Source organism: Caldivirga sp., assembly GCF_023256255.1.
In the GTDB taxonomy this organism is placed as follows: domain Archaea; phylum Thermoproteota; class Thermoprotei; order Thermoproteales; family Thermocladiaceae; genus Caldivirga.
Genome location: NZ_JAGDXD010000052.1, coordinates 1 through 18,239, shown reverse-complemented (window position 1 = coordinate 18,239; position 18,239 = coordinate 1). Strand labels below are relative to the sequence as shown.

The following is an 18,239-nucleotide window of genomic DNA, read 5'->3' as shown; positions in this document are numbered from 1 at the left end:
TAAGAAGTGGCAGGAAACCTACAAGAGATTTGAAACCATTGAGAATGAGTTGAAGGCATTAAGAGAAAGCACCCAAAGACACGAACAAGAATTAAAGGCATTGAGGGAAAGCAGCCAAAGGCATGAGGAAGAGTTAAAGGCATTAAGAGAAGGGCAGGAGAAACTGTGGGAAGAGAATCATAAGCTATGGGAGGAAAACAATAAGATATGGAGGGAAATCAGGAATCTAAGGCGTGATGTTGCCGGAGTTTCTCATACTGTTGGTGTCCTGGTTGAGCGTGATGTTAGGCATTACTTACCCGGCTGGATTAGGGAGAGGTTTGGGGTAAGTATTGATAGGCTTAGGAGACTTAAGGTCGAAGGTGTGGTTGAGATTGATGGTTACGCTGAAGTGGATAATAAGGTGATTGCGGTTGAAGTTAAGGCGACACTTAGGGTTAGGGATATTAATGACTTTATGAGTAGGATTAATAGGTTAAGGGCTATTAAGCCCGGTAAGGAGGTCATTGCGGTAATAGCCTACGTAAATGAGGCTAAGGATACTGGTAAGGCCATAGAGTTGGCTAAGCAGGGTGGGGTAAAGGTTGTGAGGCATCATGGTGAATACGAATTTGAGGAATTAACCTAGCCCCCTCTTTATTCCTTCATTGCCTTTGGGATTGTTCACTGGTTCCTCTGCTTGATCGTGGCGTCATCTGTCATTGCAGGTGTAGTTAGGGTATTTGATTGGAGGGGGATGAGGCCAAGCGACTAATGAGCATGAACCATTGTGAAGTGGATCCTCAGGGATTAGGAGGTTAGTGAGTATAAAATCTTATAAATCCACCCTGTTTTAGGTTGAGTAATGAGTAGTTACGTTAGGCCTATTGAGGAGGCGTATAGGGATGTTAAGAGGAGGGCTAAGAAGCGTAGGTTTAATCAGTCAGTGGACTTAATCATTAAGTTGAGGGATGTTGACGTTAAGAAGCCTGAAAATAGAATCAACGTAACTGTCCCGTTACCTAACCCATTGAGTAAGCAGGCTAAGGTGTGTGTAATAGCTAGTGGTGCAACGATAACTGCAGCTAGGGATGCTGGGGCTGACTTAGTGATAACTAGGGATGATTTAGGTAAGTATAGTGATAAGAAGAGTGTGAGGAGGCTGGCTCAGCAGTATGACTTCTTCCTCGCCTCACCGGACTTAATGGTTCAAATAGGTAGGACAATGGGGCCTATACTTGGGCCTAGGGGGAAGATGCCTGATGTGATTCCACCTAACGCTGATACTAAGGTTCTCATAGATAGGTATAGGAGGAGTGTTAGGGTTAGGCTTAGGGATCAGCCGCAAATCATGGTTAAGGTAGGCATGGAGGACATGGATCCATCTAAGATAGCTGAAAACGCATTAACAGTACTTGAGGAGGTGGCTAGGAAGTACGGTTGGGATAAGATTAAGGAGGTTGAGTTAAAGTTAACAATGAGCCCACCAGTTAAGGTTAACATAGCCGCCCAGTAACCGTTGTGTTCAACGGGTTAAATAATAAAAGTGGCGCCTCGTACTACACCTATGAGGATTGAGAGTCCAGCCTTTAGGAGTGAGGAGATGATTCCAGTTAAATACACGTGTGATGGGGATGACGTGTCCCCAGCCCTAAGGTGGGTTGAACCCCCACCCAACGTGAAGAGTTACGTGTTAATAATGGAGGACCCTGATGCACCAATGGGGACCTTCACGCATTGGATACTCTACAATATTCAACCCAACTTAAGTGAACTCCCTGAGAACATTCCCAAGAAACCGGAGGTGCAGGGTATAGGTATGCAGGGTGTTAATGACTTCGGTAGAGTTGGCTACGGTGGACCATGCCCACCCAGAACCCACCCACCTCATAGGTACTACTTTAGGCTATATGCCTTAGATTCAATGCTTAACCTTAAGCCAGGCGCAAGCCTAAATGATGTTAGGAGGGCAATGGCGGGCCACGTCATAGCTGAGGCTTACGTAATGGGTAGGTATGGTAGGAGGAGGTGAGCACCATTAACCTTAGGGTGTTTGCCTTAACTGACCTCTTCCCCGCCCTTTGAGGGGCGAGGGTTCCCCGAGGTCTTGGGGGTTACGCCCCTTTACGGGTGCTACTCGGGTACCCCACTGGTATTGCGGGAGTAAGTGTCGGCTCCCGCTCCCCATTTTCTAAGAGTTGACCAGTGGAGCCAATACCCTAGTACAGCCAGAGTTTAAAACCCTACCCCGCCTTAAAAGGCAAGGTTTGCCCTCTTTTTATCAATGCCTTGCACCCTAGGCATCATTAATTGCGCTTTATTGATGCCTTAAGGTTGGAAATCTTTAAAAGGGTTGCATTAAGCGGCATATAGAATGGTTAGTATTAAGGATGTGCCGCAGGATAAGCTGGTGGAGAGGGTGGCTAAGTACCTTAAGGATAATGTACCGCAGGTTAAGCCACCGCAGTGGGCCGTGTACGTTAAGACGGGTAGGAATAAGGATAGGCCCCCTCAGAATGATGACTGGTGGTACCTTAGGGCTGCAGCAGTGTTGAGGAGGATTTACTTAAATGGCCCCGTTGGCTTAGGGAGCCTTAGGTCATCATTCAGTTATAGAACTAAGATAGGGCCGAAGGCTAGGAGTGAGAGGACTGCTAAGGCTGGTGGCGCAATAATTAGGAACATACTTCACCAGCTTGAGGCCGCTGGCTTAATTGAGAAGTCCAGTACAGGTAGGGTCATTACCCCTAAGGGTAGGTCGCTGATGGATAAGTTAGCCTCTGAACTCTTCAAGGAGCTTAAAATCAGTGTTAAGGTTTTTCCCCAGTAGAGCCACTGCACTTGAGTACGCAGTTAAACCTTGATAGTAAATCCACCAGGGCCTTAATGGCACTATTATACTCCCGCAACCCCTCCTCAGTAACCATGTAGTACTTCTTACCATCCTTATCGAAGCTCTTAAGTAATCCATCCCTCTCCATCTTATATAGAACCACGTAAACCGACACCGTGGTTACCCTTATCATATACTTCCCCTTAACCTCCTTAACTATTTCGTAACCAGTCTTAGGCTCATTAATTAGGGAGTTGATTACGTATATCCACAGGTTCTCCTTAGTTATCTTGCTTACGAATCTCGTTAATGCCTTACCCACGCCTCCACATTCCTGGTTAAGCTTTTAACTTATTCCCAGTACGCATGCTCAATGATTGGTAGGATTAAGAGCACGCTGGAGCATGCCCTGGAGAGGATTGCACCAGTACTGCCCAGGAACCCGAACCTACTAACTGTACTGGGCCTACTTGCATCATTAATATCAATACCCGTTGCCCTAATTAAACAATACCCCATACTTCTACCCATTGTAATACTGGTTTCAGGATTCTTCGATGTTGCGGATGGCTTATCAGCAAGGTTCAATGGGAGGGTATCGAGCTCAGGCGCATTCCTCGACTCAGCCCTGGACAGGTTTGAGGACTCTGCAGTAATAATGGCTATTGCCGTACTAAGCGGACTCAATATTACTATAATGGTGGAAGCGTACACGGCTGTCGTGGGTTCCCTACTAACCAGCTACATGAGGGCTAGGGCTGAGTCCCTTGGCTTAAGGATGCTTGGGGTAGGCTTCTTCGAGAGACCGGAACGCCTAATATACCTATTCGCATTAACATTAACCTACGCGTTAACTAGGAATAATGCAGTATTAACCTACGGCATGGGCCTATTCGCACTAATAACCTTAACCACAGCCATTCAACGCACCATAGTCGCATACAGGCTGCTTAAGGAGAAGCATTAACAATAACCACTCATCACCACCTCAGCGCTCCAGACCACTATCACTGGGCCAACCCCTCCCGTAGACCTCACGCAATAGTATATTAAGCTTACCTAGTGCATTAACCATGGTTGAGTAAACTGCCCTTTAGGGGGACTTGGTTGTTGTCAAAATTTGGACTGCCAGAGTAGCGATAATATTAATATTACCTCGACTCTGTCACTCCAAAACCCAGCACAAAGTGGCAGAACTCAACTCAAAAACATTAGCCAGGAAGATTAACACTTGGTTAATAGTATTCAAGTTTCATTGGCTTATTTATTACTGTGAGTATTGGATTAATGGTTGATTGTTTTACATTAAATTTAGACTGCCAGAGTCGAGGTAATATTAATATTAGCAAGGTATGTGGTTAAACAACAGTAATGCAATATCATGATGTTTTTCACCCTTTAAGGTAAATAACAGTTAGTGGAGACTTCATGATTATGATTCTTCCTCATAGATTTTTGAAATAACAGAGTGGTTCTTTTAATCGCCACAGTGGTGATACTTTACTTGACCTTTAACCATGGTTCAAGGCGCATTGGTGTTAATGTTGGTGATACTGCGCCTAATGCTGAATTCACCCTGCCTAATGGTTCCGTGGTTTCCCTTGCCTCCTTTAGGGGGCATTACGTGCTACTGTACCTAGTATCCACCTGGTGCCCCGACTGTGCCTATGGTGTAGCCGTCCTAGCCCACTACGTGAATCTGTTTGAGTCTAAGGGGGTTTACGTCATTGTTCTTGAGCAATATGATGACTTAGGTTACAGTGGACCACCAATAACATCATTCCTAAGCTACTATGGTGGTAACGCATCGAGGTACTTCATAGCTGGCGTGGCGAGTTTAGGCATGACTAAGACGTATAACCCATCTCTTCAACTTGAGGTGTATTACTTAATTTCACCTAATGGTAGGATTCTTTACAGTGGAGCTAACTTGGCTTACACATATCCAGGATTAATATCGGTAATTAAGGGTATTGGGTAAGCTGACATACTTATCAGTTAACTAATATTAACACCCTTAATGTTTGTTTCCTCGTTTAAAACATCGCACGCCAATATTGATTGACTGTACTTAGCGGCATGGCTTATGGCTAATTTAACTATCCCAGCCACCTCCTCACTGCTTATTGAATAGTAGGAGTACTTACCCCTCCTCTCAACCTTAACTACGCCGCAGTTCCTTAAGCATGATAAGTGATGAGACACCAGTGACTGGGATTTACCAAGCATCCTTGAGATTTCCTGAACCGGAAGCTGCCCATGGTTAATTAGGAGTAGCACAATGGATAACCTAGTCTCATCAGACAAGGCATTAAACAGTGACTCCAGGGCCATTATCAGCAACCTCCTATCACCAGCCACGTTCAAGCCAACACAGCGCCTATTAATAAACCTAAGTGGCCCGTAACTTAAGTTGGCAGCCGCATGAATACTTAAGAGTGGGCAGGTAAACATTAGGCTATGGTATCGGAGGGTGATGATGCCCCCAACTTCCAGTTAAGGGATCATGAGGGAAACCTAGTTAAGCTAAGTGACTACAGGGGTAAGTGGGTTGTATTATACTTCTTCCCAAAAGCCTTCACGCCAGGATGCACCCTGGAAACTAAGGAATTCTCAAGACTATGGAACAACTTCGAGGAATTAGGCGTAATAGTGTTTGGAATAAGCACGGATAATGTTGAGACTCAGAGGAGGTTCGCAAGTAAGTATGGTGTTAGATTCAAGCTGCTCAGTGATGAGGATGGAAGTGTAGCTAAGGCCTATGGGGTACTAAGACCCACTGGAACAGCGGAGAGGGTAACCTTCATAATTAACCCTGAGGGTAAAGTGGTCGCAATAATCAGGAACATTAAGGCCGATGAACACCCAGTCAAGGCACTGGAGTATTTAAAACCACTCCTAGGGAGCACTAAGGCTGAAGAAGGATCAATGAATTAATTCCTTAAGGTAAGTCGTGGAATCATATGCCCTTTTATGAAATTAACGGTAATCGAAGTTTATGTATATTGCAATGCCCGTCTCACAGCCTCCCTATGTAGTGGTGTTTGCCAAGCAACATACTTACCAATACCGAGCTCTGAGTCCTTTTCCGGTGGTGGTTGGTCAATCCATAGGTAGTCTTCCCTCATTGGTACGTCGTCAATTACCAGGTTAAGTTCAACTAGCTTATTCATTAATAGCATCCTCTCCCTCGTGAACAACGACGTGTCTGGGTCCTCGACAGCCTCCCGTAGCCACATCCTCTCGGCGCTGGTTAGATTACCCACAAATACCCTAAGCATCCTCGACTCCACGGCATCGTTCAGAAGTTCACTAACACGCCAACTAACCCTATACAACTCCTCAAGTATCTTGGGGTTACCACCCGTTAACAGCCACACATCCTCAAACGGTGGTTTACTGCCGGGTATCTGCTCATAGAGTCTTTCAAAACCACCTTAGTCATGTTCCACATCGGCTTCAAACTAGCCCACCTATGCCTGCCGATTTCGTGTCTGGATAATCCTTCGCTTGTTGCGGCTATTGTTACTATCCTCTCGTACTCGATTGGTGGGTATTCGATTAGGTTTAATAAGGCCTTGACGTACAGCGCCGATTCCTTAATGCCTATTACCTGGAACGCATCATCCACTATGACGGCTATCCTCCCCCTGGTAGCTTTAATTAGCAGCATCAAAGGCTAGCCACGTTAACCTGCCTAGGGCATTTTGGGCAAGGGCCTCCTCAGCTAATTTAATCAACTCATCCCTCAGGGAGATGATGCTAACCTCTGCAACAAACTCCTTATTAATAGGGTTAACGTAAATCACCTCAAAACCAAGCCCCCTTGAGGGATTGAAGCAACCAGGCAGTCTTACCACAACCCTCAGGCCCATAAACAACCTGAACATTAACCATGCCCTTACTACCCCAATCCTCAACCAGCCTAAGGGCAAGCTCCCTATCAACGAAATCAACTTGAAGATTAGCAAAACTAAGCCTAATCCTCCTCACTAATGCAGTAATCCCCTACACCCCCTTTAATCTCTTCTCATTACAATATGCGTATTTGACATCTTCCTCGCCTTGAAGGATAAAGGGACTGTTAGTGTCTAGTTAAGTAACTTAAATTCCCACTAATCACCATTGCCTCATTTCCTCAATAATTAACCCCATTAAGAACCCTCCCAATCCTAAACCACTGTTGATATTTAGTTTAAAACGCTTTAACTGACTGGGACTGGAAACGTTAAAGAAGCTCCGTAATCTTAGGTTCGTTGTGAGGCCTTAAGGAACCTTACCAATCTCTTCGCTGAGGGCCTTAAGTGCATTCTCCAGTTCCTCACTCCATTTTATCCTTGGCTTCAATTCCTCTACCCTCTTGATAAGCTCCTTAACTAGTTCAGTAACAGCTATGGCTGCCTCCTCCCTATTCCTGAATTTCGATAACGCTAGGTCTGGGTCAGGGCCATTATACTGGTAATCATGAAGTTCAAGTGCCATGCTCGTCCACGCTAATAATCCACCATGGCCAATTTCACTAAGCATCTGCGACAGCTTAATAATTCTACTTGTTGGAACCCTCGGCACAGCCTTATCTACAAGCCACTTCCTCTCCTCATCACTCTTAGCAACCTGCATTAACTTATCAAGCTCAAGCCTAAGCAAGGCAGCCAATAATGCCCTCCAGGCTTGAAAAGCCTTACCAGCTGCATTACGAACAAGCCCATCTTTAAGGAATTTAAGCGCCAAACCAGCCTCAACCAAAGCCTCCAACAACCTCGCATTAACGTAATCCTCACTAGTAGGCTTAGGTAACGGCCTCTCAAGGTCCTCCGCAGCCATGGCCAATCACCTTATTTCCTATGCCTTGGGTTTTATTAATGTTTGCAGTATTGTCACAAATCGAGTGATAAGGTTCGCCCCTTCTAGGGGTGGGGAATAATGAAAACCTTTAGGCTACAGATGTTGGGTTGGGGTAAGCCTAGTGGGCGATGAGCCCCAGCCTCCCCAAAGCTAGTGGTGGGGCCTGAGAAAAACGATGCCACGCCCATGATGGGCGCACCAGAAAAGTAACGGTAAGCCCTAGGGGAAGAACCCTTACCCTTCAAGGTGAGGGGCCGTCAGCCTTTAGGCTCTCTAGCGCCTTCCTGACGGCTTCCCTGTGTAGTGGTGTTTGCCATGCCACGTACTTACCAATACCAAGTTCTAGGTCCTTCTCCGGTGGTGGTTGGTCGACCCAGAACCATGGGTCTCTGTCGTGGAGGTTGTGGAGTATTAGGTTCATTCTAATGAGTTCATTGATTAATTCCTCGGGTGCATCGGGATTCCATAGGGTGTCTGGGTCCTCAACGGCCTTCTCGAGCCAGGTTCTCCACTTGGCGGTGAATTGTGGTGTTATGTCCTTCTCCCTGATTAACTCCTTTACTGTGTTTTCCATGTTCCAGTTGTTTTTGTATAGTCTGAGGAGTGTTCTTGGGTTTCCGCCGGTTACTTGCCACATATCCTCGAACGGCGGTTTGCCGCCTGGTATTTGATCATAGAGTTGCTTAAAGCCCTCCCTAGGCATGTTCCAGATTGGTTTGAATTCAGCCCAGTTATGGCGCCCTACCTCGCGTAGGCTCACTCCCTCACTAGTCGCCACTATTGTTATCACCCTCTCGTATTCGGCTGGTGGATGTTCTAGTATGCCGAGGAGACCCTTAACGTACAATGCCGCCTTATCTAGGCCAATCGTTTGGAAAACATCGTCCACTATGATGGCTAGTTTACGGACTCTAGCATCAATTGCCGACCTGGCAATGTCAATAATGGCCCAGGCAACCCTACCCCAAGTGCCTTGTTCCGTGGCCTCACGTACTAAGGCTAGGAGTCTCTCACGTAGGTCTACAACACTAAGCTCCACCCTGGCTCCACTCTCCGTGGGGTTAATGTAGATCACGTCAAAGCCAAGCTCCCTAAGTAATTCGACTGACTGCCTAAGCCAAGCAGTCTTACCGCAACCCTCAGGACCATAGACGACCTGCACAGGGTATGTACCCTTATTAGCCCATTCCTCAACACGCCTAAGGGCCAATTCCCTATCAGCAAAGTCGACGTTTATGCCAGGTGCAAAGGGTAGTCTAATTCTCTTCACTGCATTCACCTATTGGCGGAACTAACCCTTGCCACTTACCTAAGTTCCTCAGCCCCTCAAGGGTATTGCTACCCCACCTAACCCTAGCCTTCAACTTCTCAACATGCCTAACCAACTCACCAATGAGCAAAACAATATCCTTAGCTGTCTCTTCTTCGTTTCTATAGTTTGATAGTACCATATCTGGGTCTGGCCAATTACATTGATAATCGTGGAGTTCTAGGGCTGTGCTCAACCATGTTGATAATTCACTGTGTCTAACCTCTTTAAGCGTTTGTGTTAATGCCTTTACTCTACTTGTTAGAATCCTAGGCACTACCTTCTTCATAAGTCACTTCCTCATGCCTTTGGCTATCTGAATCGGTCCTTTGCTAGAGGCATCCCTAATAAGGCAATCTTTAAGGAGTCTAAGGGCTAAACCAGTCTCAACCAAAGTCTCCGGTAGCCTAGCATTAACATAGTCCTCAGTAGTAGGCTTAAGCCATGGTTTCTCAATAATCTCAACACCCACAGCCCTATACTACTGGTGCTCCTATAAATGCCTAAACACTGCTTAGTGGTTGTTGAGAAATCTCCATCAATGCGCCACACCGTAACTAGCTCGTGGATTCATAGGTTTTAGATTCATTGTGGCTAATAGTTATTGACTATTAGTTACTTGACCTTACAGCCACATGCTAAACTTGAAGGTATTGGATTTCCCAATAAGAGCATTGACCTTTAAGGTTGGGAATCAGAGTGCCTAGGCCAAGAATAAGGCGAATCATTAAAACAGTAAAACCATACTCCAAATAAGGTTAGAGTATTCACACTGAGCCTTGTTGAGGGAGAATTTTCTTAGCCTCATCTAGCATTTTCCTAACCTTATTTACGCCAACCTTTACATAGTCTATTGTTAGCTTCCCCTCGTGGAATCCCCACACGTTTAAGTCATATGCAGCGTTCCAACCATCAATAACCCAGTCACCTAGACTCTTAGCTAGGGTCTTACTAGCCATACTTAGTAGATACGTGTACCATCGGCCCTCCTTCAGGAACCTATCATACTCAGGCGTCCTAAACTTCTCCGCCAGGGCCTTAATGACCTCCTCCGCAGCCTTGTAGGCTTTCTCGCTTGCCTGTGCAGCGTCGCCCCTACTCACGTACTCCTCGCACTCCCTCATGTACTTTTCAGCAATACCAATCCTCTCCCTAGAACTCTCCTCAGGATCCTTAGTACCCAGTGCATCAAGTAGTAATTCATTAACATCAATACCCAGTTCCATTAACCTCCTAATCAACTCCTCCACGCACTAATAATAATTGAGCCTACCTTATAAACCTGCCTCACCACAATGAATGCCTTAAATAGGTGACTCCTAAAGGGTTAGGGGTAATTATCAGGAGTTGAGCATTAGTACGATTTACTCACTTTATTTACCTCCTCCTTAAGTGCCTTGAATGCGTTTTCTAATTCATTACTCCATTTTACCCTTGGTTTCAATTTCTCTATTCCCCTCATTAATTCGTTTATAATGAGTTTTACGTCCACTACAGCCTCCTTCCTGCTTCTGTACTTTGATAACGCCATGCCTGGATCCGGACCATTGTACTGATAGTCATGTAGGTCTAATGCCTTGTCCATCCATGCTGATAACCCGCCATAACCAACATCCTCGAGCAATTGGGACAAAGCCTTCATCCTACTTGTCGGTACTCTCGGAACTGCCCTATCCATTAGCCACTTCCTCTCCTCCTCGGTCCTAGCAACCTTCAGTAGCTTATCGAGCTCAAGCCTCAATAAGGCAGCCAGCAAAGCCCTCCAGGACTGGAATGCCTTACCAGCAGAATTCCTAACCAAGCCCTTGTTTAGGAATTCGAGGGCCAGCCTAGCCTCTATCAATGATTCCAATAACCTCATACCCACGTAATCCTCACTCGTTGGCTTTGGTAGGGGTTTCTCGAGGATTTCTGTGTTCATGCCATTGGTGTTTCACCTAGCCTACTTAAATACTTGGCGTTGGGCAAGTACTTCATGGTCGTGATAGTCCCCGTCCTCATCACCTCACTAACCACCTCCGGAATGCACCTGGCTGGGTATGGGTAGTCGCCATCTGTGACGAGCATGTAGGGCGTATTCACGTACTTAGGCGCCATCTAAATGGCCATGGCTTTACCCGACCCTACTGCTAAATAACCCTGACGCCGTACCTCATAGCCACATCCACTGTACCGTCAGTACTACCACCATCAATGACCAGGACCCTCTCTGGGAACACCAACCTTAAATAGCTCACCAGGGACAAGCCTAATGCCCTCAACCTCATCCCGCGTGGGTATGACCACTGTGACCAAGCCCAGCAATTCATCACCAGCCATATGAAAGATTAACCCAGTTTATGGAAGCATCTACAATTGAGCATTAAAAACACCAAGGCCTGATACTCATCGAGCAGCGTCACGGAGCAAGCCAAGGTAATTATCAGCACCAAAAGCCGGCGCACAATCATGCATCATAACCCCCTCCCATCATCATTCATTAATTACCCAACACATCAGGACTAAAAACCAAACCCCACCACAGGACAACCATTAACTGGTGTATTGGGATTAATGGTGGATGGGTAAGAAGGAGTAGGGAGTGCTGAGGCTAAATTTATGAGGTTAGGTATAGCAATAATTGAGTGCTGAGAAAGAGGCGCTCAATGGCTCTTACATAAATATGAAGGAAACCTTTGGGTTACCTGTAAATACGTTGCCCAATATCTTGATCAATTGACCACTAACTCTACTCAACTCCTGAACCTCGTCAAGTCCAATCACGGTTTCCTCGTTTATAGATAACAGAAGCTCAAGCAGACTATTGAATACCCTAGACCCTCTGCTCAGGGTTATACCAGCCGATCCCAGGATAAAGTTTAATGATAGGCTTAGTCTAAGTGATATTTTGTGTTTGTTGAGCTCGTTAATGAGTAATGATAATAGATCCCTAAGGGTGTTGATGCCCCTCACATTTATGTAAATGGTCTTGAGACCATCCCGGGATAACTCATTGAGCACGACCTTCAGTAGACTCGTTTTTCCAATACCACGTTGGCCACCAATAATTACCCAATTACCTGCTCTAACCTGCCTCTTAATGTACTCAACCTCAGAATCCCTACCGAACAACTCATCCCTATGTTCCTTAGGGTGTAAATTAAAGAGCACTGCAGACTCTGCAGTTACTGCTGGGTCTGCAGTTATAAGGATATTTCGGGGAAGGCCTTCAATTGCTCCCTGATTCTGCTCTTGATGGGTTCGTGAATTAGACTTATAAGAGTATTTTAACTTGTGATAATGCTGTGGCTGAGTTTATTGGGCTGGTTTCGTCGTCAATTAAGGTCTTCATGAGGGAGCTTGATTCATTGAGGCTTCTCATAATAAATGCCATGATACCCACGACAGTGTTCACATTATACATCGCACTGATCAATGTGTTTAGGTCATACACCCTATCATTAACGCCCATTACCAATTCTGTGGTTGATGCATTGATTATCAACGTTGTTGACCTTGTTGGCGGCGTGGCCTTTGTTGTGGCGTTTTCCTCATTAATCGTCTCTATATTGTCTTCGGTATTCATAATAAGTGGCGTGATTAGGGGTTGGAGAGATGAGTTGAGGGGTGTTTATTATCTATTCGGTTCTAGGGGTAATGTCCTGGTTCACGTTACCATAGTACTACTGCTTGTGGTGGCCTATTCCTACGTACTTGGGATCTCGGCATCAATAACCACGGCACTGGTATTACTGAAGCTGCTTTCATCGCTTGGTTTAGTCCCGCTCATGAACTATGGTATTAATGTCCTATACGTAATTTCCTCTTCATACTTCATACCAACGATACTAGCCATCACCTACGTACTCATTGGCATCCTTAGGGTGCGTGGTTATGAGATTATACCTTAGGGCTCTACCAACGATTCTATTGGCTATGGTTGTAACGTCAGTGGCTCTGGGCATTGTTGTTATGACAGCACTCTCCCTCTACAATATGCCCAGGTTATTCCTCCCTGGTATTGGCAATGTCACGATTAAGAAGGGCTCATCAATAAGTGTATTCACAAGCTGGACACCCGAGGAAATAGCCTACTCACTAAGGGCCATGGGTATCCCAGCCGTGCCTGAGGTGCTCGTGCCTGGCGTGGCCAACAATACGCCAATACTCATTAGGGGTGTCGTGCCTAACTACCTGGGGTATTACGGTATTAACGAGCCAGGCTCAGCACTAAGTTGCGGGGCCTTGGTTGGCTCGGGGCTTGCTAAGGCCTTGGGGTTGGGGATTGGAGATACGTTAATGCTAACGTCGTTTAAGGGGATTAGCGCTAATGTCACGGTGTGCGGTGTATACTCGTCAAGCAGGTTTCCACAGTTGAATTACAATATTATTGTTAATGAGAGTTTGGCTAAGCGGTTGGATGGTTTGCCGCAGACAATAGTTAGTGTGATCTATGCTAACGTCAGTCTTAGTACTGTGAGGTCTATTAATGAGATTTTTAAGTTGAGGGTCATCACGACGATGAAGAATGCGTATTTAGCTATTTTGAACTCGATGAATAGTACGGTCATAAGTACGGCATTAGGTAATGAAACATTCACGCTGCCCTTCGGCGCCTACTACCTAGCCGTGTATAACTCATCATCGATTATTTGGTACGGTGAGGTACTGCTCGTTAGAAATAGCACTGTTGTTATAGCTAAGCCTATTGTTATGAATATAACCATGACTAGGCCTGCATACCCAACGCTATGGGTCAGTGTGGAGTGGCCCAATGGTACTCTGGTAAGTAATTATTACCTATTGATTTATTATGCCAATGATTCACTGGCGTATGCCGTGGCCGGCCATGGCGTTACGCCGGTAGCGCTACCCCAGGGCACCTACAGGTTAAGTATTATTGTTGGCAATACTGTGTATTCTGTGGTTAAGGATTTAATGCCTGGCGTGAATGCTTCAATAACCATAATGCCTTACTCGATAGTGCTCAGCGAGTTGGCGAGTTACGCGCCTAACTACGTATTCAGGGTAGCGCAAGTAAGCCCTAGTCTAGGTCCTCAGGCCCTACTTAGTACGCTTAGGGTTGGTTTGGGAACGCTCGTCGGTATTGTCGTTGGTCTACTCATTATATTGTCTCTGGGTGTGGTTGGTATTGTTGGGTACTCCTACCGTGCTAATGAGGAGTTGATTAATTACCTAATCCTGCAGGGTGTTAGGTCTTGGGGTCTCGTGGTGATGGTTGACCTGCCACTAACCCTTGTTTATGCTGTGTCCTCGGCAATTGGCGTAGGCATTGCCTACTTCGCCTGGCCCCTAATTATGAATGCCCTGGGCATTTCCGTGCTGGGTATACCACTATCCCTAGCTCAACCAACACCGACCCAGTACTTGGTGGCTTACCCAATAATCCTTGCCTTGTTGGCTTTGATGCAGGTCTATGCTAGGCGTGGGGTGTTTAGGAATGCTTGATCAGGGTATTCACGCAATAAATGTTGTGAAGGCCTTTGGAAACAATGTGGTTATTAAGGGCATAACACTTAGTGCGCTGCCTAACTCAATAACGTGCATAGTCGGTCCTAGTGGTAGTGGTAAGTCGACCCTACTGAGGATCATGGTCGGTCTCCTGAGGCCCGATGGTGGTAGGGTCATAATTAACGGTGTTGACATTCACAATGATTCTGGGGCTCGGGATGTGGTTAGGCTTGTGTCCTACGTGCCTCAGGACGATGCATTGATCAGTGGTCTTACGGTTAGGGAGAACATGGAATTGGCCCTTAGGGTTCAGGGGATTGGTAAGGATGAGAGGCTGAGGAGGATTGAGGAGGTTAGTAGGTTGTTGGGTATTCAAGGTATACTGGGTAAGAAACCTACCGAGATTAGCGGTGGTGAGAGGAGGAGGGTTAGTATAGCCATTGCCCTAGCCAGGGATCATGAGTTCCTTGTTTTGGATGAGCCTACGAACAGTTTGGATAGGGGTAATGTGGAGTTGCTGCTTCAGATTCTTAGGGAGGAGGCTGGGGCTGGTCGTGTTGTTCTCGTGGCGACACATGACCAGTACCTGGTCAGGAATTCGGACAGGATCTACGCCATTAGGGCTGGCGAGTTAGTTAGTGAGTTTTAGGTAGCCAGGCCCATAGTGTTTTTGATGAGTATACCAGGTCATCGTTGGTAACCAATGTATTTATTACGTAGTTCCTGGGTATGCTAACCATGCTGTAACCCGAGCCGTATAGGAAACCGATCAGCAGGTTTCTCTTTGTTATAACAAGTAGGCCGGGCGGTGGCTTGCCCATGAGTAGGTAGGTTGTTGGGTCTGAGGCGTTTATCCCCGTCATGAACCTAATCATCGAGTTGTAACTAACTGATGCGTAGAGGGTGGCGTTGATTGGTAGGAACTTTGTCATTGTGTTCAATTCTTCATAATCTATGAGCCTATACACGGTGAGTGTTGATGAGGTTGGTAATGAGTACGTATAGAGGGTTAGCATCGCAAATATTGGCAATGTTACGATGAGCGTGGTGACTAATGTATAACCAAGAACCTTAATGGGTAGCCCATGTCTGAGTGCCTTCGTGATCGTGATGGCCGTTGGTATTGATAGGAAGGGTATTACGAAGTCCAGGGACTTAGATAGGAAGAGCAGTTCCATTGGGTTGTTGCCCATTAGGACCACGTAGACTAATATGGCTAATGAGAGGATGGTAACGGCAGTCACTACGGGTCTCTGGAACCCGTAAATGGCAAGGTATAGCGCAGAGATTATTATGGGTAATGCGTAGGGTATTGAGGATAGGACAACAGCCTTATTAAAGCCCTCCAATACGTACGGTAGGAGCCTACCCAACGAGAATAGTGTGATTATTATGAGTGCCGTCAGTGTTAGGATAGTGAGAATAATAATGCGTGGTCTCCTCCTCATGGTCACGTAATCCAGCAGCAGTAGTGCTATGAGTATTGGTGTTGATATTAGGCCTGGGGTTACGAATCCCGTCACCTCAAACGCCCTTAAATAATCCATATACCAGAAGTAGGTTAAGGCTCCCAGAAGTATTACGGTTACTGTTACATAGAGTTCGCGCGAGGTGTCGTTACCATCCAGGTAACTGCTTGTTAGTATTGTTAATGAGATTATGAAGGAGTATGCGAGAGCCATTAGTAGTGTGAAGTGGTGCGCGAAGAGTATTGCTATGAAGGATAGCACCATGACCGTTAAGTTCTGCCTGAAGTGCTTCCTATCCGTTAGGGCTATGTACGTGGCTAGTACATAGGCGTAGAAGGGGTATTGAGCAGCCGTCTCCTTCATTACCGAGGCATCCACAAGGATTTTAACGCTGGCGACGGCGAATAGTAGGCCTGCAATTAACATGGTCGTGCCATCCGTGGTTAACCTCCTGGCCAGGAGTGTGAAGGGTATTACGGACATCGCCGCCACGATGCTGACTAGGTAAAAGGATTGTAGCGGTTTTAGGCCAAGTATTGACTGGGTTAGGGCCAGCAATAGGTTTACGGTTGGCCACTGGTAGTTATAACTGACCTGGCTTGGGTTTGGGGATGGCCCAAATAGGTAGCCGGTGCTTAGGATAGTTTCTGAATGGGCTAGGTGCACCCAGGAGTCTGGTATGAAGGGTAGTCCGTTGATTAGGTAGTTCGTTAGTACGAGGGCTAGTAATACTGTCAATGGTATTGTTACGGAGACTATCCTTAATCTTTCTTCTCCTTTTTCCATACCAACTCCTTATTCCAGATGTTCCTTATCATGGCTATGGCGAGGATTGCCTGCGTCACGACCCAAGTCCTGAAGAACCTACTGGCCAGTAGGGTAAGTCCTATCAGGAGTATGATCATTGGCAATAGTGCTCCCCGCATTGCCGAGACTATGACAAGCGCCGTTCCAACAAGGAATAACCAGGGATTGACTAGGTGTAGGTAGGTCTCCGTGTATAGCACTGGCTTGTAATTACTAGGCGGCTTTGCCCTATTGGTTAAGACCATACCGATCAATTTCGAGAAATTCTGAATTAGATGCTGTGCCCTTCTTATCCTCCAACTCCAGTAGCCCTTGCTTGGCACATACTCTATGCACCTAACATCCTCAGGTATTATCGCCCTAAAACCGCTTAGCGTTATCAATCCCGCCGTGTGACTATCATCCGCGCCCAGGTAATTCGGAAATCCGCCGATCTTGAGTAATAAGTCCTTCCTATAGGCTGCCAACTCTCCGTGGAATATTGCCGAGGAATACTTCTTGCTCTCAGCTATCCTTAGAATATCGTAGTAATTCCTATACTCTTCCTCGATTATGTTACCCTTATGCCTAGGTATTTTATTGCAGGATACCGCACCAACACCATCACCCATAAGCCACGCAATGGCCCTCCTAAGTGAGTCCGGGAACCACTTGGAGTCCGCGTCTGCTATCACAACGACATCGCCCTCGGCATACTTGAGCGCGGTGTTAAGCGCATGGGCTTTACCCAACCTAACGCCTTCCTCAATTACCTTAACCTTAACATCACCATGCTCCCTAATCCAATCATAAACCCTGTCCAGGGTACCATCGGTACTCCCTGAGTCAACAACAATAATCTCAACCCTATCCCTTGGGTAGTCCTGGGAGGCTATGTCACTTAATCTCTCGGTTATCGTCTTGGCCTCGTTGTATGTGGGCACTATTACGGATACGAAAGGCGGATCATCAACATCGCTAGGCCTTATGCCCCAATCCCTACCTAACCAACCCTTAGCTATTAGGTAATAGATTGTTGGGATTGTGAAGTGCACAGCGAGTATTGCCAACCCCACATAACCAAGTAATGCCCGCATCCCACACATCGTTAATACCTTATTTATTATAGCTAATACCATGAACTCCAATGGAGGGCAACTCACCAATACAGTACTCATTGCATTGTAATTTCCGTATATTATTTAGGCATATATATGTATTACGGTTTTATTAATCAACTAGGGCTATATTGTTAGGCATGAAACCTTATCACCAAGGGCCTCACATAGGGATTTGACAAAAATTCTCTGTCCAATAATAACGAAGTTCTCGGCAATCACATCCTTAACCCTCAACCAGGGTGAGTACCTCACCATATTGAGCACACCGGCATGGTCAGCCCCACCCACTATCTTTACATTGAGGTTCTCTATCTTGTTCAGGGCATCATTAATTACCTTGAAATAATTATTCCTATCGACAGTATATGTAATTAATCGCCCATCCCTATCAATCAGGGATAATTCAATACTTGGTAACCTAACCACTAACTCAGCCGTTAGGTAAA

21 protein-coding genes and 3 pseudogenes are annotated in these 18,239 nt (G+C 46.1%); 10 read left to right on the top strand and 14 right to left on the bottom strand.

Annotation, left to right across the window (positions count from 1 at the left end; genetic code table 11):
- From Q0C29_RS08345 to Q0C29_RS08330, 4 genes and pseudogenes are all read left to right on the top strand, one after another.
- Nucleotides 1-628, top strand: a pseudogene (locus Q0C29_RS08345) (hypothetical protein); the annotation flags it as partial.
- 216 nt (nt 629-844) lie between these two features.
- Nucleotides 845-1,495: a 50S ribosomal protein L1 gene (locus Q0C29_RS08340; RefSeq protein WP_292000203.1), complete on the top strand. Its 651-nt coding sequence runs from the start codon at nt 845-847 to the stop codon at nt 1,493-1,495.
- Nucleotides 1,496-1,546: 51 nt separating this feature from the next.
- Nucleotides 1,547-2,011, top strand: coding sequence for a YbhB/YbcL family Raf kinase inhibitor-like protein (locus Q0C29_RS08335; protein ID WP_292000202.1), 465 nt, complete (start codon nt 1,547-1,549; stop codon nt 2,009-2,011).
- A 342-nt stretch (nt 2,012-2,353) separates the two neighbouring features.
- On the top strand, nt 2,354-2,809 hold the full coding sequence (locus tag Q0C29_RS08330; RefSeq protein WP_292000201.1) for a 30S ribosomal protein S19e: 456 nt from the start codon (nt 2,354-2,356) through the stop codon (nt 2,807-2,809).
- On the opposite strand, the gene Q0C29_RS08325 is transcribed toward Q0C29_RS08330, so the two are convergent.
- Nucleotides 2,790-3,134 (bottom strand): PadR family transcriptional regulator, encoded by a 345-nt coding sequence (locus tag Q0C29_RS08325; RefSeq protein WP_292000200.1) that lies wholly within the window; start codon nt 3,132-3,134, stop codon nt 2,790-2,792. The genes Q0C29_RS08330 and Q0C29_RS08325 overlap by 20 nt on opposite strands.
- A 51-nt stretch (nt 3,135-3,185) precedes the next feature.
- On the opposite strand from Q0C29_RS08325, the gene Q0C29_RS08320 reads away from it, so the two are divergent.
- Nucleotides 3,186-3,779 carry a CDP-alcohol phosphatidyltransferase family protein gene (locus tag Q0C29_RS08320; RefSeq protein WP_292000199.1) on the top strand — a complete coding sequence of 198 codons (594 nt, stop codon included), beginning with the start codon at nt 3,186-3,188 and terminating at the stop codon, nt 3,777-3,779.
- Nucleotides 3,780-4,280: 501 nt separating this feature from the next.
- Nucleotides 4,281-4,793, top strand: a complete 513-nt coding sequence (locus tag Q0C29_RS08315) for a redoxin family protein (protein WP_292000198.1) — start codon at nt 4,281-4,283, stop codon at nt 4,791-4,793.
- Nucleotides 4,794-4,810: 17 nt separating this feature from the next.
- On the opposite strand, the gene Q0C29_RS08310 is transcribed toward Q0C29_RS08315, so the two are convergent.
- Nucleotides 4,811-5,146 carry an ArsR/SmtB family transcription factor gene (locus Q0C29_RS08310; protein WP_367173665.1) on the bottom strand — a complete coding sequence of 112 codons (336 nt, stop codon included), beginning with the start codon at nt 5,144-5,146 and terminating at the stop codon, nt 4,811-4,813.
- Nucleotides 5,147-5,272: 126 nt separating this feature from the next.
- Here Q0C29_RS08310 and Q0C29_RS08305 point away from each other — a divergent pair, with 126 nt between their 5' ends.
- Nucleotides 5,273-5,749: a peroxiredoxin gene (locus Q0C29_RS08305; RefSeq protein WP_292000196.1), complete on the top strand. Its 477-nt coding sequence runs from the start codon at nt 5,273-5,275 to the stop codon at nt 5,747-5,749.
- Between the two features lie 59 nt (nt 5,750-5,808).
- Here the strand turns inward: Q0C29_RS08305 and Q0C29_RS08300 are convergent.
- The 9 genes and pseudogenes from Q0C29_RS08300 to Q0C29_RS08265 form a co-directional block, all read right to left on the bottom strand.
- Nucleotides 5,809-6,805 (bottom strand): annotated as a pseudogene (locus Q0C29_RS08300) (ATP-binding protein).
- A gap of 273 nt (nt 6,806-7,078) precedes the next feature.
- Nucleotides 7,079-7,636: a PaREP1 family protein gene (locus Q0C29_RS08295; protein ID WP_292000195.1), complete on the bottom strand. Its 558-nt coding sequence runs from the start codon at nt 7,634-7,636 to the stop codon at nt 7,079-7,081.
- 262 nt (nt 7,637-7,898) lie between these two features.
- On the bottom strand, nt 7,899-8,927 hold the full coding sequence (locus Q0C29_RS08290; RefSeq protein WP_292000194.1) for an ATP-binding protein: 1,029 nt from the start codon (nt 8,925-8,927) through the stop codon (nt 7,899-7,901).
- Complete coding sequence (locus Q0C29_RS08285) at nt 8,914-9,255, bottom strand: PaREP1 family protein (RefSeq protein WP_367173663.1); 342 nt, start codon at nt 9,253-9,255, stop codon at nt 8,914-8,916. The genes Q0C29_RS08290 and Q0C29_RS08285 overlap by 14 nt, the downstream gene beginning before the upstream one ends.
- A gap of 3 nt (nt 9,256-9,258) precedes the next feature.
- Nucleotides 9,259-9,438, bottom strand: coding sequence for a hypothetical protein (locus Q0C29_RS10855; protein WP_367173662.1), 180 nt, complete (start codon nt 9,436-9,438; stop codon nt 9,259-9,261).
- Between the two features lie 295 nt (nt 9,439-9,733).
- Nucleotides 9,734-10,216 (bottom strand): PaREP1 family protein, encoded by a 483-nt coding sequence (locus tag Q0C29_RS08280; protein WP_292000193.1) that lies wholly within the window; start codon nt 10,214-10,216, stop codon nt 9,734-9,736.
- A 104-nt stretch (nt 10,217-10,320) separates the two neighbouring features.
- Entirely contained in the window at nt 10,321-10,887 is a 567-nt protein-coding gene (locus Q0C29_RS08275; protein WP_292000192.1) for a PaREP1 family protein, read from the bottom strand.
- Complete coding sequence (locus Q0C29_RS08270) at nt 10,884-11,063, bottom strand: hypothetical protein (RefSeq protein ID WP_292000191.1); 180 nt, start codon at nt 11,061-11,063, stop codon at nt 10,884-10,886. The genes Q0C29_RS08275 and Q0C29_RS08270 overlap by 4 nt, the downstream gene beginning before the upstream one ends.
- 555 nt (nt 11,064-11,618) lie before the next feature.
- Nucleotides 11,619-12,116: an AAA family ATPase gene (locus Q0C29_RS08265; protein WP_292000190.1), complete on the bottom strand. Its 498-nt coding sequence runs from the start codon at nt 12,114-12,116 to the stop codon at nt 11,619-11,621.
- A gap of 134 nt (nt 12,117-12,250) precedes the next feature.
- Between Q0C29_RS08265 and Q0C29_RS08260 the strand changes: the two genes are divergently transcribed.
- Genes Q0C29_RS08260 through Q0C29_RS08250 form a run of 3 tightly spaced genes read left to right on the top strand, consistent with a single transcriptional unit; the run spans nt 12,251 to nt 15,066 of the window.
- Nucleotides 12,251-12,856 (top strand): hypothetical protein, encoded by a 606-nt coding sequence (locus Q0C29_RS08260; protein ID WP_292000189.1) that lies wholly within the window; start codon nt 12,251-12,253, stop codon nt 12,854-12,856.
- On the top strand, nt 12,840-14,414 hold the full coding sequence (locus tag Q0C29_RS08255; protein WP_292000188.1) for a hypothetical protein: 1,575 nt from the start codon (nt 12,840-12,842) through the stop codon (nt 14,412-14,414). The genes Q0C29_RS08260 and Q0C29_RS08255 overlap by 17 nt, the downstream gene beginning before the upstream one ends.
- Nucleotides 14,407-15,066: an ABC transporter ATP-binding protein gene (locus tag Q0C29_RS08250; RefSeq protein WP_292000187.1), complete on the top strand. Its 660-nt coding sequence runs from the start codon at nt 14,407-14,409 to the stop codon at nt 15,064-15,066. The genes Q0C29_RS08255 and Q0C29_RS08250 overlap by 8 nt, the downstream gene beginning before the upstream one ends.
- Here Q0C29_RS08250 and Q0C29_RS08245 read toward each other — a convergent pair.
- The 3 genes and pseudogenes from Q0C29_RS08245 to Q0C29_RS08235 all read right to left on the bottom strand — a co-directional run.
- Nucleotides 15,053-16,672 (bottom strand): hypothetical protein, encoded by a 1,620-nt coding sequence (locus Q0C29_RS08245; RefSeq protein WP_292000186.1) that lies wholly within the window; start codon nt 16,670-16,672, stop codon nt 15,053-15,055. The genes Q0C29_RS08250 and Q0C29_RS08245 overlap by 14 nt on opposite strands.
- Complete coding sequence (locus Q0C29_RS08240) at nt 16,648-17,850, bottom strand: glycosyltransferase (protein ID WP_292000185.1); 1,203 nt, start codon at nt 17,848-17,850, stop codon at nt 16,648-16,650. The genes Q0C29_RS08245 and Q0C29_RS08240 overlap by 25 nt, the downstream gene beginning before the upstream one ends.
- A 66-nt stretch (nt 17,851-17,916) precedes the next feature.
- Nucleotides 17,917-18,239 (bottom strand): annotated as a pseudogene (locus tag Q0C29_RS08235) (DUF58 domain-containing protein); the annotation flags it as partial.

Excerpts from the sequence above, each read along its gene's own strand:
- Q0C29_RS08255 (WP_292000188.1), top strand. The coding sequence starts at position 12,840 with ATGAGATTATACCTTAGGGCTCTACCAACGATTCTATTGGCTATGGTT.
- Q0C29_RS08320 (WP_292000199.1), top strand. The coding sequence starts at position 3,186 with ATGATTGGTAGGATTAAGAGCACGCTGGAGCATGCCCTGGAGAGGATT.
- Q0C29_RS08270 (WP_292000191.1), bottom strand. The coding sequence starts at position 11,063 with ATGGCGCCTAAGTACGTGAATACGCCCTACATGCTCGTCACAGATGGC.
- Q0C29_RS08335 (WP_292000202.1), top strand. The coding sequence starts at position 1,547 with ATGAGGATTGAGAGTCCAGCCTTTAGGAGTGAGGAGATGATTCCAGTT.
- Q0C29_RS08310 (WP_367173665.1), bottom strand. The coding sequence starts at position 5,146 with ATGGCCCTGGAGTCACTGTTTAATGCCTTGTCTGATGAGACTAGGTTA.
- Q0C29_RS08245 (WP_292000186.1), bottom strand. The coding sequence starts at position 16,672 with ATGGAAAAAGGAGAAGAAAGATTAAGGATAGTCTCCGTAACAATACCA.
- Q0C29_RS08295 (WP_292000195.1), bottom strand. The coding sequence starts at position 7,636 with ATGGCTGCGGAGGACCTTGAGAGGCCGTTACCTAAGCCTACTAGTGAG.
- Q0C29_RS08340 (WP_292000203.1), top strand. The coding sequence starts at position 845 with ATGAGTAGTTACGTTAGGCCTATTGAGGAGGCGTATAGGGATGTTAAG.
- Q0C29_RS08240 (WP_292000185.1), bottom strand. The coding sequence starts at position 17,850 with ATGAGTACTGTATTGGTGAGTTGCCCTCCATTGGAGTTCATGGTATTA.
- Q0C29_RS08305 (WP_292000196.1), top strand. The coding sequence starts at position 5,273 with ATGGTATCGGAGGGTGATGATGCCCCCAACTTCCAGTTAAGGGATCAT.
- Q0C29_RS08250 (WP_292000187.1), top strand. The coding sequence starts at position 14,407 with ATGCTTGATCAGGGTATTCACGCAATAAATGTTGTGAAGGCCTTTGGA.
- Q0C29_RS08285 (WP_367173663.1), bottom strand. The coding sequence starts at position 9,255 with ATGAAGAAGGTAGTGCCTAGGATTCTAACAAGTAGAGTAAAGGCATTA.
- Q0C29_RS08275 (WP_292000192.1), bottom strand. The coding sequence starts at position 10,887 with ATGAACACAGAAATCCTCGAGAAACCCCTACCAAAGCCAACGAGTGAG.
- Q0C29_RS08330 (WP_292000201.1), top strand. The coding sequence starts at position 2,354 with ATGGTTAGTATTAAGGATGTGCCGCAGGATAAGCTGGTGGAGAGGGTG.